This window comes from Paenibacillus dakarensis, from assembly GCF_001373415.1.
In the GTDB taxonomy this organism is placed as follows: Bacteria; Bacillota; Bacilli; order Paenibacillales; family Paenibacillaceae; genus Paenibacillus_AQ; species Paenibacillus_AQ dakarensis.
The window spans coordinates 75,487-98,434 of sequence record NZ_CDSE01000047.1 but is presented as its reverse complement, the minus strand read 5'-3'; the positions used below and the strand labels follow the sequence as shown (position 1 = coordinate 98,434).

At 44.8% G+C, this 22,948-nt stretch carries 26 protein-coding genes; 22 read left to right on the top strand and 4 right to left on the bottom strand.

Annotated features, from left to right (window positions below):
* Positions 1 to 115 precede the first annotated feature (115 nt).
* The 3 genes from spo0A to BN1234_RS13535 all read left to right on the top strand — a co-directional run bounded on the left by spo0A (position 116) and on the right by BN1234_RS13535 (position 2,193).
* On the top strand, positions 116 to 919 hold the full coding sequence (gene spo0A / locus BN1234_RS13545) for a sporulation transcription factor Spo0A (protein ID WP_054957196.1): 804 nt from the start codon (positions 116 to 118) through the stop codon (positions 917 to 919).
* Positions 920 to 1,054: 135 nt separating this feature from the next.
* Entirely contained in the window at positions 1,055 to 1,939 is an 885-nt protein-coding gene (locus BN1234_RS13540; RefSeq protein WP_054957195.1) for an NAD-dependent epimerase/dehydratase family protein, read from the top strand.
* Between the two features lie 41 nt (positions 1,940 to 1,980).
* Positions 1,981 to 2,193, top strand: coding sequence for a hypothetical protein (locus BN1234_RS13535; protein WP_054957194.1), 213 nt, complete (start codon positions 1,981 to 1,983; stop codon positions 2,191 to 2,193).
* A 79-nt stretch (positions 2,194 to 2,272) separates the two neighbouring features.
* Here the strand turns inward: BN1234_RS13535 and BN1234_RS13530 are convergent, their stop codons facing one another.
* Positions 2,273 to 2,575, bottom strand: coding sequence for a DUF2627 domain-containing protein (locus BN1234_RS13530; RefSeq protein WP_054957193.1), 303 nt, complete (start codon positions 2,573 to 2,575; stop codon positions 2,273 to 2,275).
* Between the two features lie 158 nt (positions 2,576 to 2,733).
* Between BN1234_RS13530 and lpdA the strand changes: the two genes are divergently transcribed.
* The 5 genes from lpdA (at position 2,734) to lipB (ending at position 8,492) form a co-directional block, all read left to right on the top strand.
* A complete protein-coding gene (gene lpdA / locus BN1234_RS13525; protein ID WP_054957192.1) occupies positions 2,734 to 4,155 on the top strand; it encodes a dihydrolipoyl dehydrogenase in 1,422 nt (473 codons plus the stop codon).
* Positions 4,156 to 4,343: 188 nt separating this feature from the next.
* A complete protein-coding gene (locus BN1234_RS13520; protein ID WP_054957191.1) occupies positions 4,344 to 5,369 on the top strand; it encodes a thiamine pyrophosphate-dependent dehydrogenase E1 component subunit alpha in 1,026 nt (341 codons plus the stop codon).
* 2 nt (positions 5,370 to 5,371) lie between these two features.
* Positions 5,372 to 6,358, top strand: a complete 987-nt coding sequence (locus BN1234_RS13515) for an alpha-ketoacid dehydrogenase subunit beta (protein WP_054957190.1) — start codon at positions 5,372 to 5,374, stop codon at positions 6,356 to 6,358.
* 12 nt (positions 6,359 to 6,370) lie between these two features.
* Positions 6,371 to 7,756: a dihydrolipoamide acetyltransferase family protein gene (locus BN1234_RS13510; protein ID WP_054957189.1), complete on the top strand. Its 1,386-nt coding sequence runs from the start codon at positions 6,371 to 6,373 to the stop codon at positions 7,754 to 7,756.
* A 55-nt stretch (positions 7,757 to 7,811) separates the two neighbouring features.
* Positions 7,812 to 8,492 carry a lipoyl(octanoyl) transferase LipB gene (lipB, locus tag BN1234_RS13505; protein WP_054957188.1) on the top strand — a complete coding sequence of 227 codons (681 nt, stop codon included), beginning with the start codon at positions 7,812 to 7,814 and terminating at the stop codon, positions 8,490 to 8,492.
* Positions 8,493 to 8,525: 33 nt separating this feature from the next.
* Here lipB and prli42 read toward each other — a convergent pair whose 3' ends face one another.
* Positions 8,526 to 8,627, bottom strand: a complete 102-nt coding sequence (gene prli42 / locus BN1234_RS22260) for a stressosome-associated protein Prli42 (protein WP_156337212.1) — start codon at positions 8,625 to 8,627, stop codon at positions 8,526 to 8,528.
* A 105-nt stretch (positions 8,628 to 8,732) separates the two neighbouring features.
* Between prli42 and BN1234_RS13500 the strand changes: the two genes are divergently transcribed.
* Positions 8,733 to 9,860: a tripeptidase T gene (locus BN1234_RS13500; protein WP_054957187.1), complete on the top strand. Its 1,128-nt coding sequence runs from the start codon at positions 8,733 to 8,735 to the stop codon at positions 9,858 to 9,860.
* Positions 9,861 to 10,010: 150 nt separating this feature from the next.
* On the opposite strand, the gene BN1234_RS13495 is transcribed toward BN1234_RS13500, so the two are convergent.
* Both BN1234_RS13495 and mciZ read right to left on the bottom strand, forming a co-directional pair.
* A complete protein-coding gene (locus BN1234_RS13495; protein WP_054957186.1) occupies positions 10,011 to 11,204 on the bottom strand; it encodes a tetratricopeptide repeat protein in 1,194 nt (397 codons plus the stop codon).
* 115 nt (positions 11,205 to 11,319) lie between these two features.
* Entirely contained in the window at positions 11,320 to 11,454 is a 135-nt protein-coding gene (gene mciZ, locus BN1234_RS21935) for a Z-ring formation inhibitor MciZ (protein ID WP_082423199.1), read from the bottom strand.
* Positions 11,455 to 11,548: 94 nt separating this feature from the next.
* On the opposite strand from mciZ, the gene BN1234_RS13490 reads away from it, so the two are divergent.
* From BN1234_RS13490 to spoIIAB, 13 genes are all read left to right on the top strand, one after another.
* Positions 11,549 to 12,121, top strand: coding sequence for an NUDIX domain-containing protein (locus BN1234_RS13490; RefSeq protein WP_054957185.1), 573 nt, complete (start codon positions 11,549 to 11,551; stop codon positions 12,119 to 12,121).
* A 1-nt stretch (position 12,122) separates the two neighbouring features.
* Positions 12,123 to 13,340 carry an endonuclease Q family protein gene (locus BN1234_RS13485; RefSeq protein WP_054957184.1) on the top strand — a complete coding sequence of 406 codons (1,218 nt, stop codon included), beginning with the start codon at positions 12,123 to 12,125 and terminating at the stop codon, positions 13,338 to 13,340.
* Positions 13,341 to 13,422: 82 nt separating this feature from the next.
* Complete coding sequence (gene spoIIM, locus BN1234_RS13480; RefSeq protein WP_054957183.1) at positions 13,423 to 14,058, top strand: stage II sporulation protein M; 636 nt, start codon at positions 13,423 to 13,425, stop codon at positions 14,056 to 14,058.
* Positions 14,059 to 14,155: 97 nt separating this feature from the next.
* The gene (fur, locus tag BN1234_RS13475) at positions 14,156 to 14,620 is read left to right on the top strand and encodes a ferric iron uptake transcriptional regulator (protein ID WP_054957182.1); all 465 of its coding nucleotides are present in this window, start codon (positions 14,156 to 14,158) and stop codon (positions 14,618 to 14,620) included.
* A gap of 242 nt (positions 14,621 to 14,862) precedes the next feature.
* On the top strand, positions 14,863 to 15,102 hold the full coding sequence (locus BN1234_RS21930) for a DUF4227 family protein (RefSeq protein ID WP_306455061.1): 240 nt from the start codon (positions 14,863 to 14,865) through the stop codon (positions 15,100 to 15,102).
* Between the two features lie 48 nt (positions 15,103 to 15,150).
* Entirely contained in the window at positions 15,151 to 16,044 is an 894-nt protein-coding gene (gene xerD / locus BN1234_RS13470; protein ID WP_054957181.1) for a site-specific tyrosine recombinase XerD, read from the top strand.
* 34 nt (positions 16,045 to 16,078) lie between these two features.
* The gene (locus BN1234_RS13465) at positions 16,079 to 17,275 is read left to right on the top strand and encodes a phosphopentomutase (RefSeq protein ID WP_054957180.1); all 1,197 of its coding nucleotides are present in this window, start codon (positions 16,079 to 16,081) and stop codon (positions 17,273 to 17,275) included.
* A 43-nt stretch (positions 17,276 to 17,318) separates the two neighbouring features.
* On the top strand, positions 17,319 to 18,122 hold the full coding sequence (locus tag BN1234_RS13460; protein WP_170308045.1) for a purine-nucleoside phosphorylase: 804 nt from the start codon (positions 17,319 to 17,321) through the stop codon (positions 18,120 to 18,122).
* Between the two features lie 118 nt (positions 18,123 to 18,240).
* Complete coding sequence (locus BN1234_RS13455) at positions 18,241 to 18,528, top strand: alpha/beta-type small acid-soluble spore protein (protein ID WP_054957178.1); 288 nt, start codon at positions 18,241 to 18,243, stop codon at positions 18,526 to 18,528.
* A 254-nt stretch (positions 18,529 to 18,782) separates the two neighbouring features.
* On the top strand, positions 18,783 to 20,651 hold the full coding sequence (locus BN1234_RS13450) for a hypothetical protein (RefSeq protein WP_054957177.1): 1,869 nt from the start codon (positions 18,783 to 18,785) through the stop codon (positions 20,649 to 20,651).
* A 211-nt stretch (positions 20,652 to 20,862) separates the two neighbouring features.
* Positions 20,863 to 22,044: a D-alanyl-D-alanine carboxypeptidase family protein gene (locus BN1234_RS13445; RefSeq protein ID WP_054957176.1), complete on the top strand. Its 1,182-nt coding sequence runs from the start codon at positions 20,863 to 20,865 to the stop codon at positions 22,042 to 22,044.
* Positions 22,045 to 22,135: 91 nt separating this feature from the next.
* Positions 22,136 to 22,489, top strand: coding sequence for an anti-sigma F factor antagonist (gene spoIIAA, locus BN1234_RS13440; protein WP_054957175.1), 354 nt, complete (start codon positions 22,136 to 22,138; stop codon positions 22,487 to 22,489).
* Entirely contained in the window at positions 22,486 to 22,947 is a 462-nt protein-coding gene (gene spoIIAB, locus BN1234_RS13435; protein ID WP_054957174.1) for an anti-sigma F factor, read from the top strand. Before spoIIAA ends, spoIIAB begins: the two co-directional genes overlap by 4 nt.
* The last annotated feature ends 1 nt before the right edge of the window (position 22,948 follow it).

The window sequence follows — 22,948 nt, the reverse complement described above, 5'->3', positions numbered from 1 at the left end:
TTTAAAAAAAAATAAAGAAAAATAATTTTCGACAGAAGGATTTCAAATGTATATGTCGAAAATGTAGTTATAAGAATTTTAAATACCAACTGTTATGTTAAGGGAGGAGCACGAATTGCAAAAAATCGAGGTATTATTAGCAGATGACAACCGTGAGTTTACAAACCTGCTTGGAGAATACATCACGGAACAACATGATATGGTAGTTTCGGGTATCGCCTATAATGGTGAAGAAGTTCTCAATATGATCGAGGAAGCCGGCCGGGTGCCGGATGTTTTAATACTTGACATTATTATGCCTCATTTGGACGGTCTGGGTGTTCTTGAGCGCCTGCGTGACATGAACTTGTCTCCGCAGCCCAAGATTATCATGCTGACAGCATTCGGCCAAGAGAATATTACCCAGCGTGCTGTGCAATTAGGTGCTTCTTATTATATTTTGAAACCCTTTGACATGGAGGTCCTTGCCAGCCGGATTCGTCAATTGGTAGGGGTACCTAACAGTATGTCTTCCAGCTCTTCTTTCAGCTCAATGAAATCCAATGTTGTTCCAATGGGTAAAGGAAAGAACCTGGACGCGAACATAACATCAATCATTCATGAAATCGGTGTACCAGCTCATATTAAAGGCTATCAGTATTTACGCGAAGCAATTACTATGGTTTATAACAATATCGAAATTCTGGGAGCGATTACAAAAACACTGTACCCTGCGATTGCCGAGAAATTCAAAACAACTCCATCACGTGTAGAACGTGCCATTCGTCATGCTATTGAGGTGGCATGGACACGCGGCAATATTGATTCAATTAGTCATTTATTCGGATACACTATTAACATCAGTAAATCAAAGCCAACGAATTCAGAATTTATTGCGATGGTAGCAGATAAGCTTCGAATTGAGCATAAAGTTTCTTGAAAGGGTTAGGAGTAATGGGTGGATTCAATTAATCCGTAAACGATGCGTCACTTCTTTAGTGGATGATGAAAGCAATCATCTGCTCATTAAAGAAGTGACGTATTTTAATAGCAGTGGTACAGCGGAGGGAGTATAATGAAGAAGGCTTTAGTATTGGGAGGTACGCGTTTTTTCGGAAAGAGACTGGTTACAAACCTGATCGATAACGGGTTGGATGTAACATTATTAACTAGAGGCAATACCAAGGATGATTTTGGTGATTCAGTAAAGAGACTAAAAGCAGACCGTAAAGATTATGAAAGCTTGAAGCAAGCGGTTGGCCGCAGAGATTATGATATCATTTATGATAATATTTGCTATACCCCCGAAGAGGCGGAGGATATGGCGAACCTTGTTACAGGTAGGGTCGGCCATTATGTCCTTACATCTACACTTTCCGTATATGATTTCGCGGATCATCCGCTAAAGGAGCATGATTTTGATCCTTACCGATATCCTGTTATGAAGCATGATCACAAGGATTACAGCTATAAAGAAGGAAAACGCCAAGCAGAAGCTGTACTCTTCAGTCATCATGATCTTAATGTTGCTGCGGTTCGGTTTCCGATTGTTCTGGGTATTGATGACTATACGAGAAGACTGCTCTTTCATATCGAACATGCCCTAAAGGGTGAACCGATAGGATTACCCGCACCGGACGCCCTTATATCTTTTATACATGCTGAGGAAGCAGCACAGTTCTTGTACTGGGTAGGGAAGACCGGTATTGAGGGACCTGTAAATGCTTGCTCTGCCGGAGCGGTATCTGTTCGGGAAATCATGGATATGATCTATCAGGAATATGGAAAAACAGTGAACCTACAGACATCAGCAGGGGCTGAGCATATGTCTCCTTTTGGTATACCAGGGGATTGGACTATGGATCATAGCTTGGCGGCATCTGCCGGATTCAACTTTTGGAGCCTAAAGGAATGGATGCCGAAACTTATAGCTGATTATAAAAGTATAGTCCCTTTGTAGGTTTACATATGAATAAAGATTGTCAGGAGAGGAAGATCATCATGAATGACACCGTCTTACAATTAGCGAATGAGGCGAAGAAGCTGAAGGAGGAAGAACAATTAAGCCCTGAGGCTACAAAGCTCATCGACCAGCTGCTGGAGGAGCTGGAAACGCTCGCCCGCCAAAATGTAAACTTGCGGAAGGCAGCTTTAAAAGCTACTTCAAAACAATCCAGAATGTCCAGCAAATTAAAGGATGCATTATATGAATAACAATGTTCATTTATGTTAGGCTATGAAAACAAGCACCGGAGGAATGAACCTCCGGTGCTTGTTTTGAGTAGATCTTAAATTAGGTTTGTTGAGGGGTGTCCGGTTTAGGAGAACGCTTCTGCTTGAAGCGTGGTCCTACATAATTGCGCTTTCGGTCGCGGAACAGGATCCATCCCCCCAAAAAGCTGATCCCTAGAGCAAATAGGAGAAGCCCACCGGTGAATGGGAGCCATTCGAATGAGGGGGAAGTGACCTGGTCGTCACCGTGTACGGCAATATATGAGAAAACAGCATCTTTCATCAATAGAAAACCTTTCATTGCCATTAAGCCGGGTATTACCAGAATAATGATGGCAATAAAGCGGGAAATCAGTAATTTCATACGGTTTTCCTTCCTCTGTTGTGAGATGAAAATTCTACTATATATCATACCTATTTCCATGGATGATGTCTATTTAAGAAGCTGAACTTTATTGGTAATACGATAAAAAGATAGTACAATACTAAAGAAATGAAGTACATAAATCGGAGGTGCCAATGATGGCAATGACTTGTGATGTGGCGATTCTTGGCGGGGGAACCGGTGGTTATGTTGCTGCAATCCGTGCCGCCCAGCTGGGAAAAGACGTTGTTATTATAGAGCAGGACAAGCTTGGAGGAACATGTCTTCATCGGGGCTGCATCCCTAGCAAATCTTTGCTGCGAAGTGCAGAAGTATTTGCCGAGATGAAGGAAAGTGAGAGTTTTGGGATTGAGGCGGATGGTGTTCGCTTGTCATTTCCAAAAGTTCAGAAAAGAAAAGAAAATATTGTAGAGAAGTTACATAAAGGTGTCCAGTATTTAATGCATAAAAATAAAATCCGTGTCGTTCACGGTCAAGGAAGAGTGATTGGCCCTTCGATCTTCTCTCCGCGCAGCGGTGCTGTAGCCGTAGAGTTAGCAGACGGGGAGATGGAAACCGTAGTTCCAGCCCATCTAATAATTGCGACAGGTTCAAAGCCGCGTAATCTGCCTGGTTTTGAGCCGGACGGCAAGTATATCATGACGAGTGATCATGCACTGATGATGGAAGAACTTCCTGCTTCAATCGTAATTGTCGGCGGTGGTGTGATTGGTGTGGAATGGGCCTCTATGTTGAATGATTTTGGTGTGGAGGTTACTTTAATTGAAGCTTCGGCACAGCTTTTGCCCGCGGAGGATGAGGAAATCGGTAAAGAAATGAACCGGCTTTTATCAAAAAGAGGAATCAAGGTTCTTACCGGAGCCGAGCTTCTTACCGAAACTTATGAGGTGAAGGATAATCAAGTTCAGCTTATGGTGAAGCATGGTGGAGAAGAGCATCGGCTTATTTCGGACAAGCTGTTAATCTCTGTAGGGCGTATAGGCAATGCTGACAATATCGGTCTTGAGAATACAGACGTGCGGGTTGAGAATGGCTTAATCGTCGTCAATGAATTTATGCAGACAACAGAGCCGCATATTTATGCAATTGGAGATGTCATTGGAGGTCTTCAGCTTGCACATGCGGCAACTCATGAAGGGGTAACCGCCGTAAATCATCTGGCAGGTGAAGCACCAATGAAATACCGCAAGGAATGGACCCCTCGTTGTGTTTATACCAGACCTGAAGCAGCCAGTGTAGGAATCACGGAAAAAGAGGCTTTAAAGCGCGGTTATGAAATCAAGACAGGAAAATTCCCGTTCTCTGCTAATGGTAAAGCGCTGGTATACGGGATGAATGAAGGCTTTGTTAAAATCATTACAGACCAGGCAACAAACGATATTTTGGGCGTTCATATGATCGGTCCGCATGTGACTGAACTGATAGGTGAAGCAGCCCTAGCTCAAGTCCTGGATGCGACGCCTTGGGAAGTAGGAAGCATGATTCATGCACACCCTACCTTGTCGGAAATCTTGGGTGAAGCTAGTCTCGCGATCGATGGAATCGCTACAGGTATATAATTTTTCGAATAAGCATGATGAGCAATCCCTCATTTCTTTTTCGTTGAAAAGGGATTATAATAACATTAAACCAAGTCTTAGTACCAGGTTTTAATACTAGATCAGGATTATGAAAAAGAAAGGTCTATGTACGGAAAAATGGTGCATTCTTCATGGACTTAGAAGCGATGAATATGGGAGGGATCTCCATGATAGAAAAGGAAACTGTTACTGAAAAAAATAGGCATGAGCAGCTTGGATTAACAGATGGTCAAGTGCTGGACATGTACAAATATATGGTGCTGGCACGAAAATTCGATGAGCGAAACATGCTTCTTCAACGGGCAGGAAAGATCAATTTCCACGTTTCCGGGATTGGACAGGAAGCTTGTCAGGTTGCCGCTGCCTATGCATTGGACCGGGAGAGGGACTATTTCCTTCCTTACTACCGCGATTACGGGTTTGTGCTTACGGTTGGCATGACAGCGAGGGAACTGATGCTCTCCGCTTTCGCAAAAGCAGAAGATCCAAACAGCGGTGGCCGGCAGATGCCGGGGCACTTTGGGAGCAAGAGACTTCGAATTGTTACGGGCTCAAGCCCTGTGACAACGCAGGTGCCTCATGCTGTTGGAATTGCCCTTGCCGCTAAAATGCAGAAGAAGGATATTGTTTCATTTGTTACTTTTGGAGAAGGCTCAAGCAACCAGGGAGATTTCCACGAAGGGTGTAACTTTGCCGGCGTAAACAAGCTTCCTGTTATTATTATGTGCGAGAATAACCAGTACGCCATCTCGATTCCTGTGCACAAGCAGCTCGGAGGAAAGGTTAGTGATCGGGCGCTTGGATACGGGTTTCCAGGGATTCAAGTGGATGGCAACGATGCCTTAGCCGTTTATGCTGCCGTTAAGGAAGCACGCGAACGGGCAGTGCGGGGTGAAGGACCTACACTGATCGAATCAATGATGTACCGTTTATCTCCACATTCGACATCGGATAATGACTTGGCTTATCGGACTAAAGAAGAAGTCGAGGAGAACTGGAAGAAAGACGGTGTGGCAAGGTTTAGACAATATTTAACGGGATTAGGTTTGTGGGATGAGAATAAAGAGCAGGATCTGGTCGCTCAGGTGAATCTTGAAATAAAAGAAGCGACTGAATATGCGGACAGGGCTCCTTTCCCTAAGCCGGAGGATACACTTCGTCACGTGTACGCCGAGAACGAAGGAGGAGTGTAAAGATGGCTCAGATGGAATATATCGATGCGATTCGTTTAGCAATGAAGGAAGAAATGGAGCGGGATGACTCCGTATTTGTGCTTGGAGAGGACGTTGGAGTAAAAGGTGGTGTATTCACCACAACCAAAGGTCTGATCGATCAATTTGGAGAAATGCGGGTGCTGGATACTCCGCTTGCTGAATCAGCAATTGCGGGCGTTGCGATTGGCGCTGCGATGGTTGGAATGAAGCCCATTGCAGAGATGCAGTATTCTGATTTCATGCTTCCTGCAACGAATCAGATTATAAGCGAAGCGGCGAAAATCCGTTATCGCTCTAATAATGACTGGAACTGTCCTGTCGTTATTCGCGCACCGATCGGCGGCGGCATTTTTGGCGGATTGTATCACTCCCAATGCCCGGAATCGATTTTCTTCGGAACGCCTGGTCTTAAAATCGTAGCTCCATTTACAGCTTATGATGCAAAAGGGCTGTTAAAAGCTGCAGTTCGTGACCCGGACCCGGTACTGTTTTTCGAGAACAAAAAATGTTACAAGCTGATTACAGGTGATGTACCTGATGATGATTATATTGTACCGATCGGTAAGGCGAACCTCCTGCGGGAAGGAGCAGATATCACGGTTATCGGATACAGTCAGCCATTGCATTTTGTTATGCAGGCCGCTGAAGAATTAGAAAGAGAAGAAGGCATTACTGCACATGTTCTTGACCTTCGGACTCTTCAACCTCTGGATGAAGAAGCGATTATTGAGGCTGTGCGGGCAACTGGTAAAGTCATGATTATCCATGAGGATAACAAAACAGGCGGAGTTGGCGCTGAAGTAGCTGCTATCATTTCGGAGAAGTGCCTGTATGATTTGGATGCGCCGATTATTCGTGTATGCCCGCCGGATGTACCGGCAATGCCAATTAGTCCTCCAATGGAGAAATTTTATATGCTGAACAAGGATAAAGTGAAAGAATCCATGCGTCAATTGGCGCTTTATTAAGGAGTTGTGAGCATGTCGAGTAAAGGGAATATGACTGATGTGGCGATGCCGCAGCTGGCGGAATCTCTCGTTTCTGCAACCATTGCAAAATGGCTGAAAAAGCCGGGAGAAAAGATAGAGCAGTATGAACCGATTTGTGAAGTGATCACGGATAAAGTAAATGCAGAGATTCCCTCAACCTTGGACGGTTTCATGGGTGAAATTGTAGCTGAAGAAGGCAGTTCCGTTGCCGTTGGAGAAATCATTTGCCGCATTTCGGCAGCAGGTGGGGCAGAGGCTGAAACGGCTGCTGCATCGAAATCTGAGCCGGTAACGGTACAACAGTCCTCCACAGCTGATGCTTCCATGCGCAGCCGCTTCTCGCCGGCTGTACAGACCTTGGCTGCTGAGCACGGGATTGATTTGAATTCAGTTACCGGGACTGGAATGGGAGGCCGGATCACCCGTAAAGACGTGCTGTCTTACATTGGGAATGGAGGCTCGGCGAAACGTGATGCAGAAGCACCGGCTGCTTCTACAGTATCGAATCATAAAGCAGAGGCAAATACAGGATCACCGTTTGCAGGTATGGTGTCTCCACCTCCTTCTGTGCCGAGTCCTCCGCTTGGAACGGTTATACCGGATGTGCGGCACTCGGGTCTCCATCTTACAGAGATGCCAAAAATTCCGCAGATTGAAGTCGAGGATACGGGCAATGGCAGATCGGAGTATTTTGTAGATGTAACACCGATCCGAAACACAATTGCTAAAAACATGCGTCAGAGTATATCAGAAATTCCGCATGCTTGGACGATGATTGAGGTGGATGTGACGAATCTGGTTCTCATACGGAATAAATTGAAGGATGAATTCAAGCGCAAAGAGGGTGTAAACCTGACATATCTTGCGTTTTTGCTGAAAGCCGTAGTGAATGCAATCAAAGACTATCCAATTATGAACTCCTTTTGGGCAGTGGATAAGATTGTTGTGAAGCGTGATATTAACTTGTCCCTTGCTGTTGGCACAGAGGACTCCGTCATAACCCCGGTCATCAAAAGAGCAGATCAGAAGAACATTGCAGGTCTCGCCCGTGAAATCGATGAATTGGCCCGTAAGACCCGGGAAGGCAAATTAACGCTTGATGATCTGCAAGGCGGCACATTTACAGTAAACAATACGGGCTCCTTTGGATCTATTTTGTCATATCCGATTATTAATTATCCGCAAGCTGCAATCCTTACGTTCGAATCCATTGTTAAAAAACCTGTTGTCATTAATGATATGATTGCTGTACGGTCTATGGCCAATCTTTGTCTTTCGCTCGACCACAGAATTCTCGATGGTGTTATCTGCGGAAGATTCCTGCAGCGGGTGAAAGATAACCTGGAAGGATTCTCACTGGAAACGAAGCTGTATTGATTCACATAACTAAAGTGATCTTGTTAGGGTATTCTAAGAAAGAAGGCTTAGCAGAATGAAGAAAACATTGGACGTATCCTATACGCCGCTGGTCGATTACGGTAGAGCGTGGGATATGCAGAAAGAACGGGTGAAAGGTATTGATCTGGGGGAGCAAAACGAATGCCTGATGCTCCTCCAGCATCCCCCGACTTACACCATAGGATCACAGAGACATCCGGAACATTTGCTTCTCAGCCGTGAAGAACTTGAGAGACGTGGAATCGGGTTGTTCGAGATCGATCGCGGAGGGGATATTACATATCATGGGCCCGGGCAGCTTGTTGGGTACCCGCTGCTGCTGCTTGACGGCGGTAAGAATCTGAATCTGCATGGTTTCTTAAGGGATGTAGAGCAGGTTATTATCGACTTTCTTAGCAAGTACGGTATTAAATCTGGCCGTAAACCGGAATATACCGGCGTATGGGTCGGTGATAAGAAAATATGCGCGATTGGCATGAAGTTTAATAAAGGTCGTAACCATCGCGGATTTGTGACAAGCCATGGGTTTGCGCTGAATGTGAAGGCAGGCATTGAAAAGGAAGGGTTCGCGGGTATTATTCCATGCGGGATACAGGAATATGGTGTAACCTCGCTAGAAGAATGTACAGGTATGACTTTTCGGGTGGAGGAAGTTGCCCGGGAGATCGTTCCGTATTTCACCCGGGTATTTCCCTACGAAGTGCGTTCATTATAGCCAAGCTTAATTTGAATCTCAGATATGTTAGGCTTAGCGTAAGAGTAATGGTTCCAGAACAATAAATAAGGTGGAACCGATCATGGCAGCCAGCATGAGATAAATGACAATACGAAACCATTTTTTTCGTTGCATTGTGTTGCTCCTTTGGTTTAAGTTTAAAGATGTCATAAGGACTGAGTCCTATTTGCACATCGTACAAGCACATTGTAACTCATCTATGAAGGAGAGGAAAGTCCAATGATTTCACAAGAACGTATAGTTAAAGAATTTATGGAATTGGTTCAAGTGGATAGTGAGACTAAGCATGAAGAGCAGATTTCAGCAGTACTGAAGGAAAAGTTCGGAAGCCTGGGTCTGCACGTATTAGAGGACGATACACAGGAACAGACAGGGCACGGGTCCGGTAACTTGATTATTACTTGGGAAGCTGATCAGGCGGAGCAAGCTCATAAACTTTTATTTACATGCCATATGGATACGGTCACACCGGGAAAAGGGATTAAGCCTGAGCTCGGTGAAGACGGATGGATTCGCAGTGACGGTACAACCATACTTGGATCAGACGATAAAGCGGGACTCTCAGCGCTTCTTGAAGCCATTCGGGTCATTCAAGAGAACAAGATCCCGCATGGCAAGATTCAATTTGTAATCACTGTAGGTGAAGAGTCCGGTCTGGTAGGGGCCCGTTCGCTTGATCCAAAGCATTTAGATGCTGATTTCGGTTATGCACTCGATTCAAATGGTGAAGTTGGCGCAATTGCTGTTGCGGCCCCAACTCAAGCGAAAGTGAAAATGAGCATTACAGGAAAATCAGCCCATGCGGGCGTCAATCCAGAAGACGGTATAAGTGCCATTCAGGTTGCTGCTAAATCAATCGCAAAAATGAACCTGGGACGTATCGATGAGGAAACCACTGCTAACATAGGGAAATTCCAAGGCGGAGGCCCAACCAACATCGTGTGTGATTATGTTCAAATCGATGCAGAGGCAAGAAGTATTGTACAGGAGAAGGTAGAGAAGCAAATTAACCAAATGCGCGAAGCTTTAGAAACTACTGTACGGGACTTTGGAGCGACTTGTGAGTTCCGCAGTGAAATCATATACCCGGCATTCAGCTTCAATGAAAACGATGAAGTTGTCCAAATGGCACAGCGTGCGATTAAGGGACTTGGATTTCCAAGCCGAACCTTTCCATCGGGTGGCGGAAGTGACGCTAATGTCTTCAATGGCTTGGGCGTCCCAACCGTAAATCTAGCTGTAGGTTATGAAGACATTCATACAACGAAGGAACGCATCAAGGCAGCGGATCTGGTTAAGGCTGCGAAAGTGGTTGTTGCCATTGTGCAGGAAGCAGCGAAAGCCTAGTCTCTCTTCCTTGCAGAAGTGATTAAAAAGAATAAAATACCCCATTAGAAAGCCTGCTTGGAATAAACATTTTGTTTAACCAATGGATTCTAGGGGTATTTTTTTGATTTTATAGAGAGAAGCATAAGCCTCATTGATCATACAAAAGAGTTAGTTTAATAGCGTTGTTTGTTTTATGGTGCTCCTTCTACGCTGCTGTTCAAGCGTCCATACGGTGTGCCATTTCGTGTTTTCCACAATATGAAGTGCAGCATTAATCCCTTTCATATACTCTATCGCTTGCTGTTTTACCGAGGCTTGGGTATCGATGCGTGTGATACGGGAAGAAAGAGATAAAAGAGCAGATTGCAGATAGCATGCTGCTTCACCAAATCTGGCATTTGTATGCTCTGGTTGTGCTAACCGGATCTTCTCAAATAAGGCGGATGCTTTTTCATAATTACCCTCATCATATAATTGTTCGGCCTCAATGAATTGAAGCTCGGAGCTCTTCGCTTCTGAATCTGAGAGCTGACAGAGCCACGTTATCGCTAAATCTATATAGCCTTCTGAATACAGCAAAAAGATAAGAGTATGCTCCCCTGCAACTCCTTCACTGGATAAAATATTTTCTGCCTCCGCAACCATTCCCAAGTTCAGAGCGGCCCGTGCCAATTTACTTAAGTTGTACCCGGATGATTTAAGGTTGGGCCTAGAGCCGCTTATTCTCCATTCACACAGCAATAGGGTATGCTGAATGATGGAACGATCTTCATCTGATAACCAATCCAGCGGATTGAAGGTATGATTTAAGCGGTTTAACATTTCCACCGCTTCATGAAGATTACCTTCGTTGATCAGACAACGAGCATGCATCATTGCAGATTTATTATCGATAAATTTGGTCATATTAAAGCACTGTATAGCTTCTTTGTAGGCACCGATATTGGTTAATGCACACCCAAGCACCGATGGGGAAATAAAGTGTGATGGCAATTCTTCAATCAGTATATGGAAAATATCGCTGTCTTGAAGGCCTTGCTTATAGAGCATTGCTGTCCACTCCGCTAAGGCAAGGGAGGTATACGGCAACCCAAAGGTTAGGGCTTGTCTAAAGGAAGAAGAGGCTTCTTCGAATTTATTTAATTTTGTGCTAAGGCGCCCGTATTCAATCCAGCTTAAAGCAGAATTCTGGTTATCGGATCCTGACGATGAGTCAGATGGAATGGCGTTTATAGCTCCTTGTTTGAAGCACTCCAGTGCTTCTTCGAAATGCCCCCTTGATTCATGCCATTTACCAAGTTCAAAAGGATGCTTTGGTGGCTCTGGATTATGTTCGGGTTCTCTATTTATTAGATCTGTCATATCAAAACCTCCCACTAATAAAACACACGAATAGGATGAATAGTCACGGTTTTTAACGAAAAAAGTCGAATTTTAAGTCTAAAGAACTAGTTCCTTGCTCATTTTCGCATATTTTTTATTTGGATTTGCTTAAAATTTCAGCAATAGTGGCTTCAGGTCCCCACTGTTTTTGCCACTGCTTTAATAAGGATCTTATCTGCCAAACCTGGCCTGTCATATGTATGGATTTTATTCCTTGATAGCTCTTCATCGTCCGTTCCTTCTTTCTTCGATAGTTTGGTATAATAAAGCTTATGCAACTGTATGAACAGACATGCCGTTTTCAGAAAAAAGGAGGCCATCGTATGAGCGATGTCGGCAATAAACAACAACATAGAACTTTAGAAGAAATTACGGTATCAACCGAACAGATTTTTGAAGGAAAGGTTATATCACTTCAAGTCGACACGGTTACACTTCCTGATGGCAATCAGGCTACCAGAGAGATCATTCGTCATCCAGGAGCTGTAGCTGTTCTTGCATTACACGGAGATAAAATGTTAGTGGTGGACCAATATAGACAGCCGCTGGGACGTTGTGAAGTAGAGATCCCTGCAGGGAAGCTGGAACGTGGCGAGGACCCGCTTGAAGCTGCGAGACGTGAGCTGCAGGAGGAGACAGGTTATACTTGCGGGACAATCCGGAAATTGCAGTCATTTTATACTTCTCCTGGCTTCGCTGACGAAATCATTCATCTCTATTTGGCAGAGGATTTGATTAGTGGGGATATGAAGCCAGACGAGGATGAATTTCTTGAAATGTCTGAAATTACTCTAGAAGAGGCTTACCGCCTTATCAAGGAAGAAAGAATCAGTGATGCCAAGACGATTCTTGCTGTGTATGCTTGGAATATGTATAAGCTTACGGGTGAAATCTAATATGTCATTTGAACAACTTGATGATGCTAACGGGCTGAGGGAGTATTATTGTGACATGCATATCCATATCGGACGGACGGGAAGCGGACAAGCTGTGAAAATCAGCGGCAGTAGAAATCTTACCTTTGAGAACATTGCCAGGGAAGCAGCTGACCGCAAAGGGATCGAAATGATCGGAATTATAGATTGCCACTCACCCTCGGTACAGGAGGATATCATGAAAGCTCTGGACAGCGGGATGATGAAAGAGCTTGAGGGCGGGGGAATCGAATATCAGGATACGGTCATTCTGCTCGGCAGTGAGATTGAAATCCGAGAAAGCGGAAGAGGAGCAGCTCATGTGCTCGCTTTTTTTCGCGATCTAAGCACCATGCAGGATTTTACACAGTGGATGTCACGCTATATGAAAAATGTCCAGCTAAGTTCGCAGCGAATCTACGTTGAACCGAGGGAATTGCAGCAGGAAATCCTAGACCGGGGCGGAATTCTCATTCCGGCACATGTGTTTACCCCTCATAAAGGGCTGTACGGCAGTATGGCTGATCGGTTAGCGGATGTGTTTGATTTGAATGGCATCGCGGGAATTGAGCTCGGTCTAAGTGCTGACTCCCTGATGGCAGGGTATATATCAGAGCTGGATCATTTTTCATTTCTGACGAACTCTGATGCCCATTCATTAGGAAAGATCGGGAGAGAATACAACAAGATTGTGATGGGCACGCCGTCATTTGATGAATTCCGCTTGGCGCTCAAGTGTAAGGCTGGGAGACATGTCTCGGCGAATTACGGACTGAATCCCCGTCTTGGGAAATATCACCGGACTTACTGTTCAAGCTGTAACAGCATACTGGATGAGGAAGCCATTGTGTCTTCCCAGGAACGATGCCCTTACTGCGGGAGCCTCAAAACTGTAATGGGTGTATTCGACCGCATCATGTCTATTGCTGACAGAAGCAAGTCAAGCATTCCTTCTTATCGCCCGCCCTATCATTATCAGGTTCCGCTAGAATTCATCCCGGGACTTGGAAAAGCCTCCATGTCTAAATTATTGGCTGTCTTTGGCACCGAAATGTCGATCCTTCACAGAGCATCTGAGCAGGATATTGCAGCAGTCGTGGGTGAGGGACTTGCCAAAAGTATAGTTATGGCGAGAAATGGAACGTTGGAGCTTTCCGCAGGAGGCGGAGGCACCTATGGCAAGGTTGTCATAAAACCATAAATAGATAGGAACGATACGAAGTCATAGACAGCAGCAAATTCACATAGAGTAGGAATAGAGACAGGAAAGGAGACTCTATTTCATGCAATCATTCCGCCAAAGCTTTAAGGAGCAGATGCCTCTATATGTTTTTGTTGCTGTTTTGTTTTTAGTAGGGGTCCTGTTTGGAGCCTTGATGGTTAATGCACTTTCCCTCGAACAGCAGCAGGATCTTTCCGGTTATTTGGATCATTTCTTTCTAACCATACATGAAGCTGCTGAAGGACCGTCCTCAGCTGCCTTTGGCAGTATCGCTGCCCTTCACCTTAAATGGGTTGGTTTAATATGGATACTGGGTCTATCCATTATCGGTCTGCCTGGAATTCTTGTACTGGATTTTCTAAAAGGGGTTCTGATCGGCTTTACCGTTGGATACCTTGTCGGACAGTATTCATGGAAAGGTCTGCTCTTTGCGTTTGTCTCTATTGCACCGCAAAACCTGCTCGTGATACCGGTTCTCATGATGAGCAGCGTTGCAGCAATAACCTTTTCTCTCTATATTATAAAAAATCGCCTGTTAGCTCAGCGTAATGGAAGCCTGACAAAACCATTCACCTCCTATTTAGGGTTTACTTTGATCATGGTGCTACTTATGTTAGGTGTTTCTTCTTTTGAAACATGGATTACCCCAGTTATGATGCAATGGGTGGTGCCTATGCTTCTTTCTACCAGTGGTTAATCGATGTAGCAAAATCGTTTGACTTTGTTTGCAAAGTCCCCCTATAATGAAAGAAGTGAACAAATACGTGCAGTGATTTCCAAGGGGGAGGGGAACGATGGAAGCACGGATCGACAAAATCAAACAACAGTTACAATCCCAAGGCTACAAATTAACGCCCCAAAGGGAAGCCACCGTTAGCGTATTGTTGGAGAATGAGGACGACCACTTAAGTGCAGAAGACGTTTTTATGCTCGTTAAAGAAAAAGCTCCCGAGATTGGTCTGGCTACTGTATACCGTACCCTCGAGCTTTTAAGCGAGCTGCATGTGGTGGAGAAGATTAACTTTGGTGATGGAGTAGCCCGCTACGATTTGCGGACAGATACGTCTAAACATCATCATCATCATCTGATATGTACCCAGTGCGGAAGCATGGATGAGATAAGAGAAGATTGGCTTGGTCCACTGGAAGAGCGGCTCGAGAAAGAATTTAACTTTACCGTTCATGATCATCGTCTTGATTTCCACGGCATCTGTTATCGGTGTAAGGAAAAAGGAAAACAAGATCATAGTGACAATTAAAGAAATGCCCATAATCTGTACTGACACAGATGGCCCTCTTGAGGAAATTCCGAGAGGGTTTTTTCAACTTAATAGGTTCACTTACATATGATGTGTTTACAGTTTGTATACAGCTGTTATTAGCAGGAAATCGGCATGGAGATCATCTGGAATTAATGTGGTACACAGCGTCATATTCAATGGAATAGGCTCATAGGCTTGGGTTACAGGAAGCTTTTGGAGTTTTCATTGAAAGTGAGGCGTTGTTCTTGATTATTTCGATAAGAAAAGTCGCAGCTTTTATAAGATTTGTTTTATTATTTACCGTACTTACACTATTTTTTTACCATGCTTTGTCATTAGTGAATCAATGGTTGATTCCAACGGATCCGTACCGAGTGCCGGTAGGCCATGCCGTGAAGGCATTTCAGCCTGAAAACTCTCTGGAGAGCTGGGTAACTCCACGAGAAAGGCTTCGCTTATACTACTGGTATGGCGAATAAGCGTCCCTCCTGTGTATGGAAGTGCAGTGATAAGGAGCAGAATAAATCATGAAGCAGTATTTGGACACTTATATATCCTTCTTAACTGAGGAAAAAGGGCTTTCGCGCAGTACTACAGAATCATACCGGAAAGATATTTCCGGCCTTATCGAATTTGCAGAGCAGCGTGGTGTTTACGATCCTGCTGAGGTGAATCGAACACTGCTTAGTCTTTATTTGGGCAGTATGAAACAACGAGGCCGGGCCCCGTCTACGATGATGCGCAGTACCGTTTCGATTCGCTCTTTTTTTCAGTTTCTTGTACGTCTCGGTATCATTCAGCAAGACCCATCATTGATGCTTGAAGCCCCGAAGCCGGAACGAAAAATCCCTAAAGGCCTATCTATCGAGCAGGTGGACAAGCTTCTGAACGCACCGGATGTGACAACTCCCCAAGGAGCCCGGGATAAAGCAATGCTGGAGCTGTTGTATGCGGCAGGTATCCGTGTATCGGAGCTGGTGAATCTGGGTTTGAATGATGTGGATACGGATATGAAATTTGTACGATGCACTGGGAGCTCGGGTAAAGAAAGAATTTTGCCGATTAGTCCGATTGCTGCACGCAGCGTAGAACAGTACATGAACGGGATGAGGGAGAGACTCCTTAAATCTGGCACCGATGACGGAGGTCTGTTCTTAAACGGGCTGGGTACGACGTTATCAAGGCAAGGCTTTTGGAAGATTATTAAGAAGTATGGAAAAGACGCGGGAATTGATGAGGATATTACACCGCATACACTGCGCCATTCTTTTGCCATTCATATGCTGGATAATGGAGCAGATCTTCGCTCTGTACAAGAAATGCTGGGCCACGCTGACATATCTACTACACAGATGTATCAGACGCCCAAGAAAAGCATGAAAGAAGTTTATGAATCCCACCACCCGCGGGCAGGTAAATGATTGGTGAACCTACCATAAATAAGGAGTGATCATCATGTCAGACAACACCAAACAACATCGTTTTAAACGAATCTGTTTTATTGTACTTGACAGTGTAGGGATCGGGGAGGCACCGGATGCTTTAAAGTTTGGGGATGGTGGAGCTCATACCCTCCGTCATATTCTTGAACAAAATCCTGATCTATCGCTCAGTAATCTGCAGAAGATGGGGCTTGGCAATATAACTTCCTTACCGTCCGTAAGTCCTGTGGATGTGCCGGAAGCTTATTTTGGTAAAATGCAGGAACAATCGGTTGGGAAAGATACAATGACGGGGCATTGGGAACTGATGGGCCTTCGTCTGAACACACCGTTTAATACGTATACGCAGGGATTTCCGTCTGCACTTATTGCCCAGTTTGAACAGCAAACCGGACGTAAGGTTATTGGAAACAAAGCGGCTTCAGGAACCGAGATTATTGAAGAATACGGGGAAGAACAGAAGCGGACCGGTGCCTGGATTGTGTACACCTCAGCGGATAGTGTTTTTCAGATTGCGGCTCATGAAGAGGTTATCCCCTTGGAAGAGTTATACCGGGCTTGTGAAATTGCTCGCCGTCTTACACTCCAGCCTGAATTTTCAGTGGGCAGAGTAATCGCTCGCCCCTTTACTGGTGAACCCGGGAAATACATTCGCACATCAAATCGTCATGACTATGCGATTAAGCCGCCTGAACCAACCGTACTTAACGCGCTTGAGCATCATGGGCTTGATGTGATCGCCATCGGTAAGATAAGTGATATTTTTACTGGAGAAGGGATAACGCAATCTTATCCGACGAAGAGCAATGAGCATGGAATTGAAATAACGATCGAACAGTTGAGCAGTGATTTTAATGGATTATTATTTGCCAACCTGGTAGAGTTCGATTCCTTATACGGTCATCGCAGGGACCCGAAAGGGTACGGACAGGCTTTGAAGATATTTGACGAAGCTCTTCCGAAGATCAAAGAGAAATTAACAGAACAGGACCTGTTGATTATTTCGGCTGATCACGGGAACGATCCAACTCATTCCGGAACAGATCACACACGTGAATATGTGCCGCTGCTTGTATATAGTCCGGGTCTCAGCTCTCCAGGCAGTCTTGGATTGCGGACAACCTTCTCGGATGTGGGGGCAACGATAGCCGATATATTTGATTCAAAACCGCCAGAGTATGGCAAGAGCTTTTTACCGCTATTAAAATAATTGGATTGGGAGAGATGTTAGAGTGGGGACTTTAAATTTGGGAATGATTGAAGATGCAGCAGCTTTCATTAAGAGTAAAGGCGGAGTTGATCCGGAAATTGGATTAATTCTGGGTTCTGGATTAGGCGTACTTGCCGACTTGTTGGAAGAGCCATTGTCTATTCCATACAGTGATATACCTCATTTTCCTGTTTCGACTGTAGAAGGGCATGAGGGGGAGCTTTTGCTTGGAACGATTAAAGGGCGCTCTGTGGTTCTGATGAAAGGCCGTTTCCATATGTATGAAGGGTATGGCCCCGAGCTAACGGCATTTCCTGTACGAGTGATGAAACAGCTAGGTGTTAAAAGCTTGCTTGTCACGAATGCGGCTGGAGGTGTCAATACGGAGTTTAAGCCTGGAGATCTAATGCTTATAACGGATCACCTAAATATGACAGGACGAAATCCATTGATTGGGCCGAACGATTCAGCGCTTGGCGTGCGGTTTCCCGATATGTCGGAAGCATACAGCCGGCGTTTGCGTACTCTGGCCCTGGATACTGCAAAAACTCAGGGAATATCTCTTCAGCAAGGCGTATATGCAGGCCTGCTTGGCCCTACTTATGAAACACCTGCAGAAATCGTAATGCTTCGTACATTAGGAGCTGATGCTGTAGGAATGTCTACGGTCTCAGAGGTTATTGTAGCACGGCATTCGGGACTGGAAGTACTCGGTATTTCCTGTATCACGAATATGGCAGCAGGTATACTCGATCAGCCATTGTCCCATGATGAAGTGATGGAAACAGCTGAAATGGTACGCGAGAAATTTTTGGGGCTTGTCATGGCCGTTATCCCAGGTATGTAATTTTGGATCAGCCATGGAGGATATAGTTCACTCTTATTTCAACTAACACATATACCCATAAGAGATGAGAAGCTCTCTTGGGTATGCTAAGGGGTAAACCAGTTGGGGAGTGAAGTAAATGGCAAGAAGAAATAACAAATATGCAGTACCGTCTGCGGCGCAAGGAATACAAGCCTTCAAGGCTAAGGTCATGAAAAATGAAGGTTACACAGTAGATCCGAATCGCCCTGATGATGTAAAGTATGAGGTAGCCCGTGATCTGGGAATTCCGTTGCAGCAGGGGAGTAACAGAGATTTAACGACGGAAGCTGCTGGTCAGATTGGCGGGAAAATCGGCGGGTCCATGGTTCGTGAAATGATTCGGCTTGCTCAGCAGGAACTCGTGGACCGTGAGACTCACAAGTAAGATAAAAGTAGTTAATTGCTGCTTTTATACTGAACAGCAGGCACTAAAAAGAACCTGTTTTTACGTTTTGACTGTGATTGGATTAATTGTATGCAATAGATGATAGTACTTTAGTATACATCGCTTATAGCAGATGAATGGAATGAGCCCATCCTTTAAGGATATGGGCTCATCTTTTTTTTGGAAAGTAATGTTATAATTAACCCCGTTTACAACTTGGGGACCACAATCCTCATGAGAAATGGAGGGAAATTATGATTGAAAGAAAATATCAAATGCTTGCTGGTCTGTTTTTTATGACTGTCATGCTTTTGGTAGGATTTCAAGCCCCGGCTTATGGAGAAACGGCCGGAAAGAAGGCAACTTGGGTATGGCAGACGGAATTGATTGAAGACGGTGGAGAGAAAATTCTTCATTTTGCACGTGAGGAAGGGATTAACCTGATTTACTTACAAATTAATCGCAGTATGCCCAGAGAAAACTACGAGAAGTTTGTAAGTCAGGCTCATAAAGAGCAGGTTGAGATTCATGCCCTCGGAGGAGATCCGAGATGGGCACTTCATGCTCACAGGGATGATATGATGGGCCTTGCTGAATGGGTACTGAGTTACAACGAGAGTGCTGCAGCTGATGAACAGTTCGACGGCATTCATCTCGATATTGAGCCTTATGTGCTGAACCAATGGGAAACGGATCAGAACAGTATTATTTCATCGTGGGTAAGTAATATCGAGTCATTATTAACGATCGTCTCCGGTTCGAATTTAGAGCTTGGAATCGATATTCCTTTCTGGTTCGACGATGTGGAATTATCGAATGGAGATTTATTAAATGCGTGGTTAATGGAAACATTTGATCATATAACGGTTCTAGCTTATCGTAATATGGCAGACACAGAAGGCGGCATTGCTTGGCATTCAAGGCATGAACTCGAAATGGCAGATCGTCTTGGATCAGAAGTGTTAATTGCTGTGAATACCATGGAGATGCCGGGAGAGTCACATACAACCTTTTATGGTCTTGGAAAAGAGAAGATGAATCAAACGCTGGTACAATTGAAGCGTGATCTGGGTACGTACGATTCTTTTGCCGGACTTGCGGTTCACGACTTCATGAGCTGGGGAAACATGCCCGTATGGGAAGAGGATGAAAGAACAGATCCGGACGAACCAGCTCCAAAGCCTGATCCCGCACCGGAACCCGCACCAGGGCCTGTGCCGGAACCGGAGCCAGAGCCTGCGCCTGAACCTGAACCAGAGTCAGAGCCCGAGCCAGAACCAGAACACGATCAGCGTGTCCCAAGCGCGGCTCCTGTACACCGGGATCCAATGGTAAGAGGTACTTACATATGGGAAGCCAATGAAGTGATACAGAACAGTCAGGAGATTCTGAGGTTTGCGAAAGAGAAGAACGTGAATTGGCTATATGTTCGTCTGGATTTACAGCAACCGTTCGTATCTTATCAATCCTTTGTAGAACAAGCATGGGAAGCTGGCATTGAAGTGCATGCATTGGGAGGACATCCGATATGGGCATTTCAAGAAAATCAGGACAGAATGCTTCGGCTCGTTGATTATGTGAAGGCATACAATCGATCAGTTCAGAGTCAGCAGCGTTTTCATGGCATTCATTTGGACATCGAGCCTTATGTGCTGCCTCAATGGTGGTTAGACAAAGAGCTGGTGATATCCGAATGGACCTCTAATATGGAGCTGTTTGTTCATGAACTGAAGAAGGATTCCAGCCTCCAGGCAAGTATGGATATGGCTGTATGGCTGGATAAATACGTCGTTCCAGGCACCGATACATCTCTTAGCAAATGGATGATTGATCAGATGGACCATGTCTCATTTATGTCATTCAGAGATACCGCCGAAGGACGCGGTGGAATTGTCGATGTGGTAAAGGAAGAGCTTGCCTTTGCTAATGAGCTCAATAAACCGATCATGTTCTCCGTTGAAATGAAGGAAAGTAACGAGGGTGAACATATTACTTTTTATGAAGAAGGATCAGAGTATATGGAACAAGAGCTTGCGAAGCTCCAAGAATTATTGAAAGAATCTTCTTCTTATAGCGGTTATGTGGTTCATGCATACGAATACTGGAGGAAGAGTAAGCTGTAATGTTCAATAGAGAGGAAAATATCATATTGTAAGGATCTGATAAGAGTAGGAGAGGGTTTCCCGAATACAAACGGGAGCCCTCTCTTTTTTTGCGTAATATTAGATTCATCCCTTCTTCGATGGAATATTTTACTTTTATTCTGACCACAATGAATACAGAACCGTTGTGAGAAAACGGAAGATGTCATTATGATTGCAGGAGGGGAAGGATTTGAAAAAGGCGTTGACCGCCGGATTGCTGGCATGCAGTATGATGCTTGCACCGGCATTTGCAACCTATGCTGATGAGAAGAAACCAAATGAGGGATCTAATAGTGAGCTTGCACCAAGTGCACGATCTGCCATTTTGCTGGATGCGGAAACGGGAACTATTATCTATGAGAAAAACAGCCATGATAAGCTGCCTCCGGCCAGCATAACCAAAATTATGACGATGCTGCTGACGATGGAAGCCCTTGAGGACGGCAGATTGAAACTGACGGATAAGGTGCGTACAAGTGAACGTGCAGCTTCGATGGGTGGATCACAAATATTCCTGGAACCAGGCGAAGAAATGACGGTTGATGATATGCTGAAAGGCATCGCCATGGCATCTGGAAATGATGCATCAGTAGCTTTAGCTGAGAGAATAGCTGGTTCTGAAGAAGAGTTCGTCAAGATGATGAATGAGAGAGCGGCAGAACTGGGAATGAAAAACACTCATTTTTCAAATTGCAATGGACTTCCAGTTGAGAACCACTACAGCACAGCGCATGACATCGCTTTGATGAGCCGGGAGCTGTTAAAGCACGAGAAAATTACGAAATACACAGGGTTATATCAAGACTATTTACGTAAAGATACACCGAAACCCTTTTGGCTGGTGAACACCAATAAGCTTGTCCGCTTCTATCCAGGAGCTGATGGACTTAAGACCGGTTATACTTCAGAGGCGAAATTTTGCCTGTCTGCCACAGCGTCCAGGGATGGTCTTCGCACCGTAGCCGTTGTTTTAGGGGCACCGGATACAAAAAACCGTAATAATGAAATATCTCGCATGTTCGATTATGGATTCGCACAGTACAGTAAGCATTCGATCTACAAAAAGGGTGAGGTGCTTGGGAGCATACAGGTTTCTAAAGGCGCTGTACCTAGTATCCAATTGCAAGCAGACCAGAATTACAGTGTTCTTGTGAAAAAGGGCGGCAAAGCCGCAGTCCTTCGTCATGAAGTGTCTATTCCTAAGAGCATCAAGGCTCCTGTAACAGCTGGGCAGATCGTCGGTAAGCTTACGGTTTATCAAGGTGAGCAGCTGGTAAAGGAGTTTGATTTGAAAGCTCCGGAAGATGTAAAGAGAGCAGGCTGGTGGAAGCTGTTCAAACGAACGACAGGAAAGTTGTTTCATGTAGACTGATAGGAGTTTTCTTCTAGTTTTGTCGGGGGGCAGGAATGTCTTTGGCAGGTGTAGAAATCTTTGTCCATGCTAAAGAGGAGAGTGAGCAAACATGAATCTGCATGTTGAATTAGAACACCAGCGGCATGTGTTGATCGTCAGACTATCAGGTGAACTGGATCACCACACCGCTGATCATGTCCGGATGCAGCTGGATGATGCCATCCAGCGTCGTCAGACGGAGCATCTTGTGCTCAGTCTTAAAGAGCTTGAATTTATGGATAGTTCGGGTTTGGGGGTTATTCTCGGACGATACAAGATCATTAAGCAAAAAGGCGGGAAAATGGCTGTGTGTGATGTAAACCCGCCCGTGTATCGTCTGCTTGAGATGTCCGGATTGTTTAAAATCATGCCCATTTATGAGAACGAGGGTACTGCGCTCTCAGGTTTGGAGGTTGTGTCATGAGTGAAGAGAAATCTCAGCAGCATAATTTCATGACTCTGGAGTTTGCCGCAAAATCGGAGAACGAATCCTTTGCAAGGGTGGCTGTGGCTGCGTTTATTTCTCAGCTTGATCCGACAATGGACGAACTTAGTGATTTGAAAACTGTTGTTTCCGAAGCGGTAACAAACTGTATTATTCATGGCTATGACAGTAATCCGGCGGGCGTGGTGAAGATTGAAGCTGAAATTGATGGGGATATGATCTGCCTGGTCATTCAAGACAACGGTAAGGGTATTGATGATCTTGAAATGGCCAAGCAGCCCCTTTACACGTCAAAGCCTGAACTCGAACGCTCAGGGATGGGTTTTACGATCATGGAGAACTTTATGGACGAATTTGATGTTATTAGCGAACCAGGAGCCGGCACATCGATCAAAATGAAAAAAAGGATTGAATCCAAGAAAGCTTTATATAATTAGG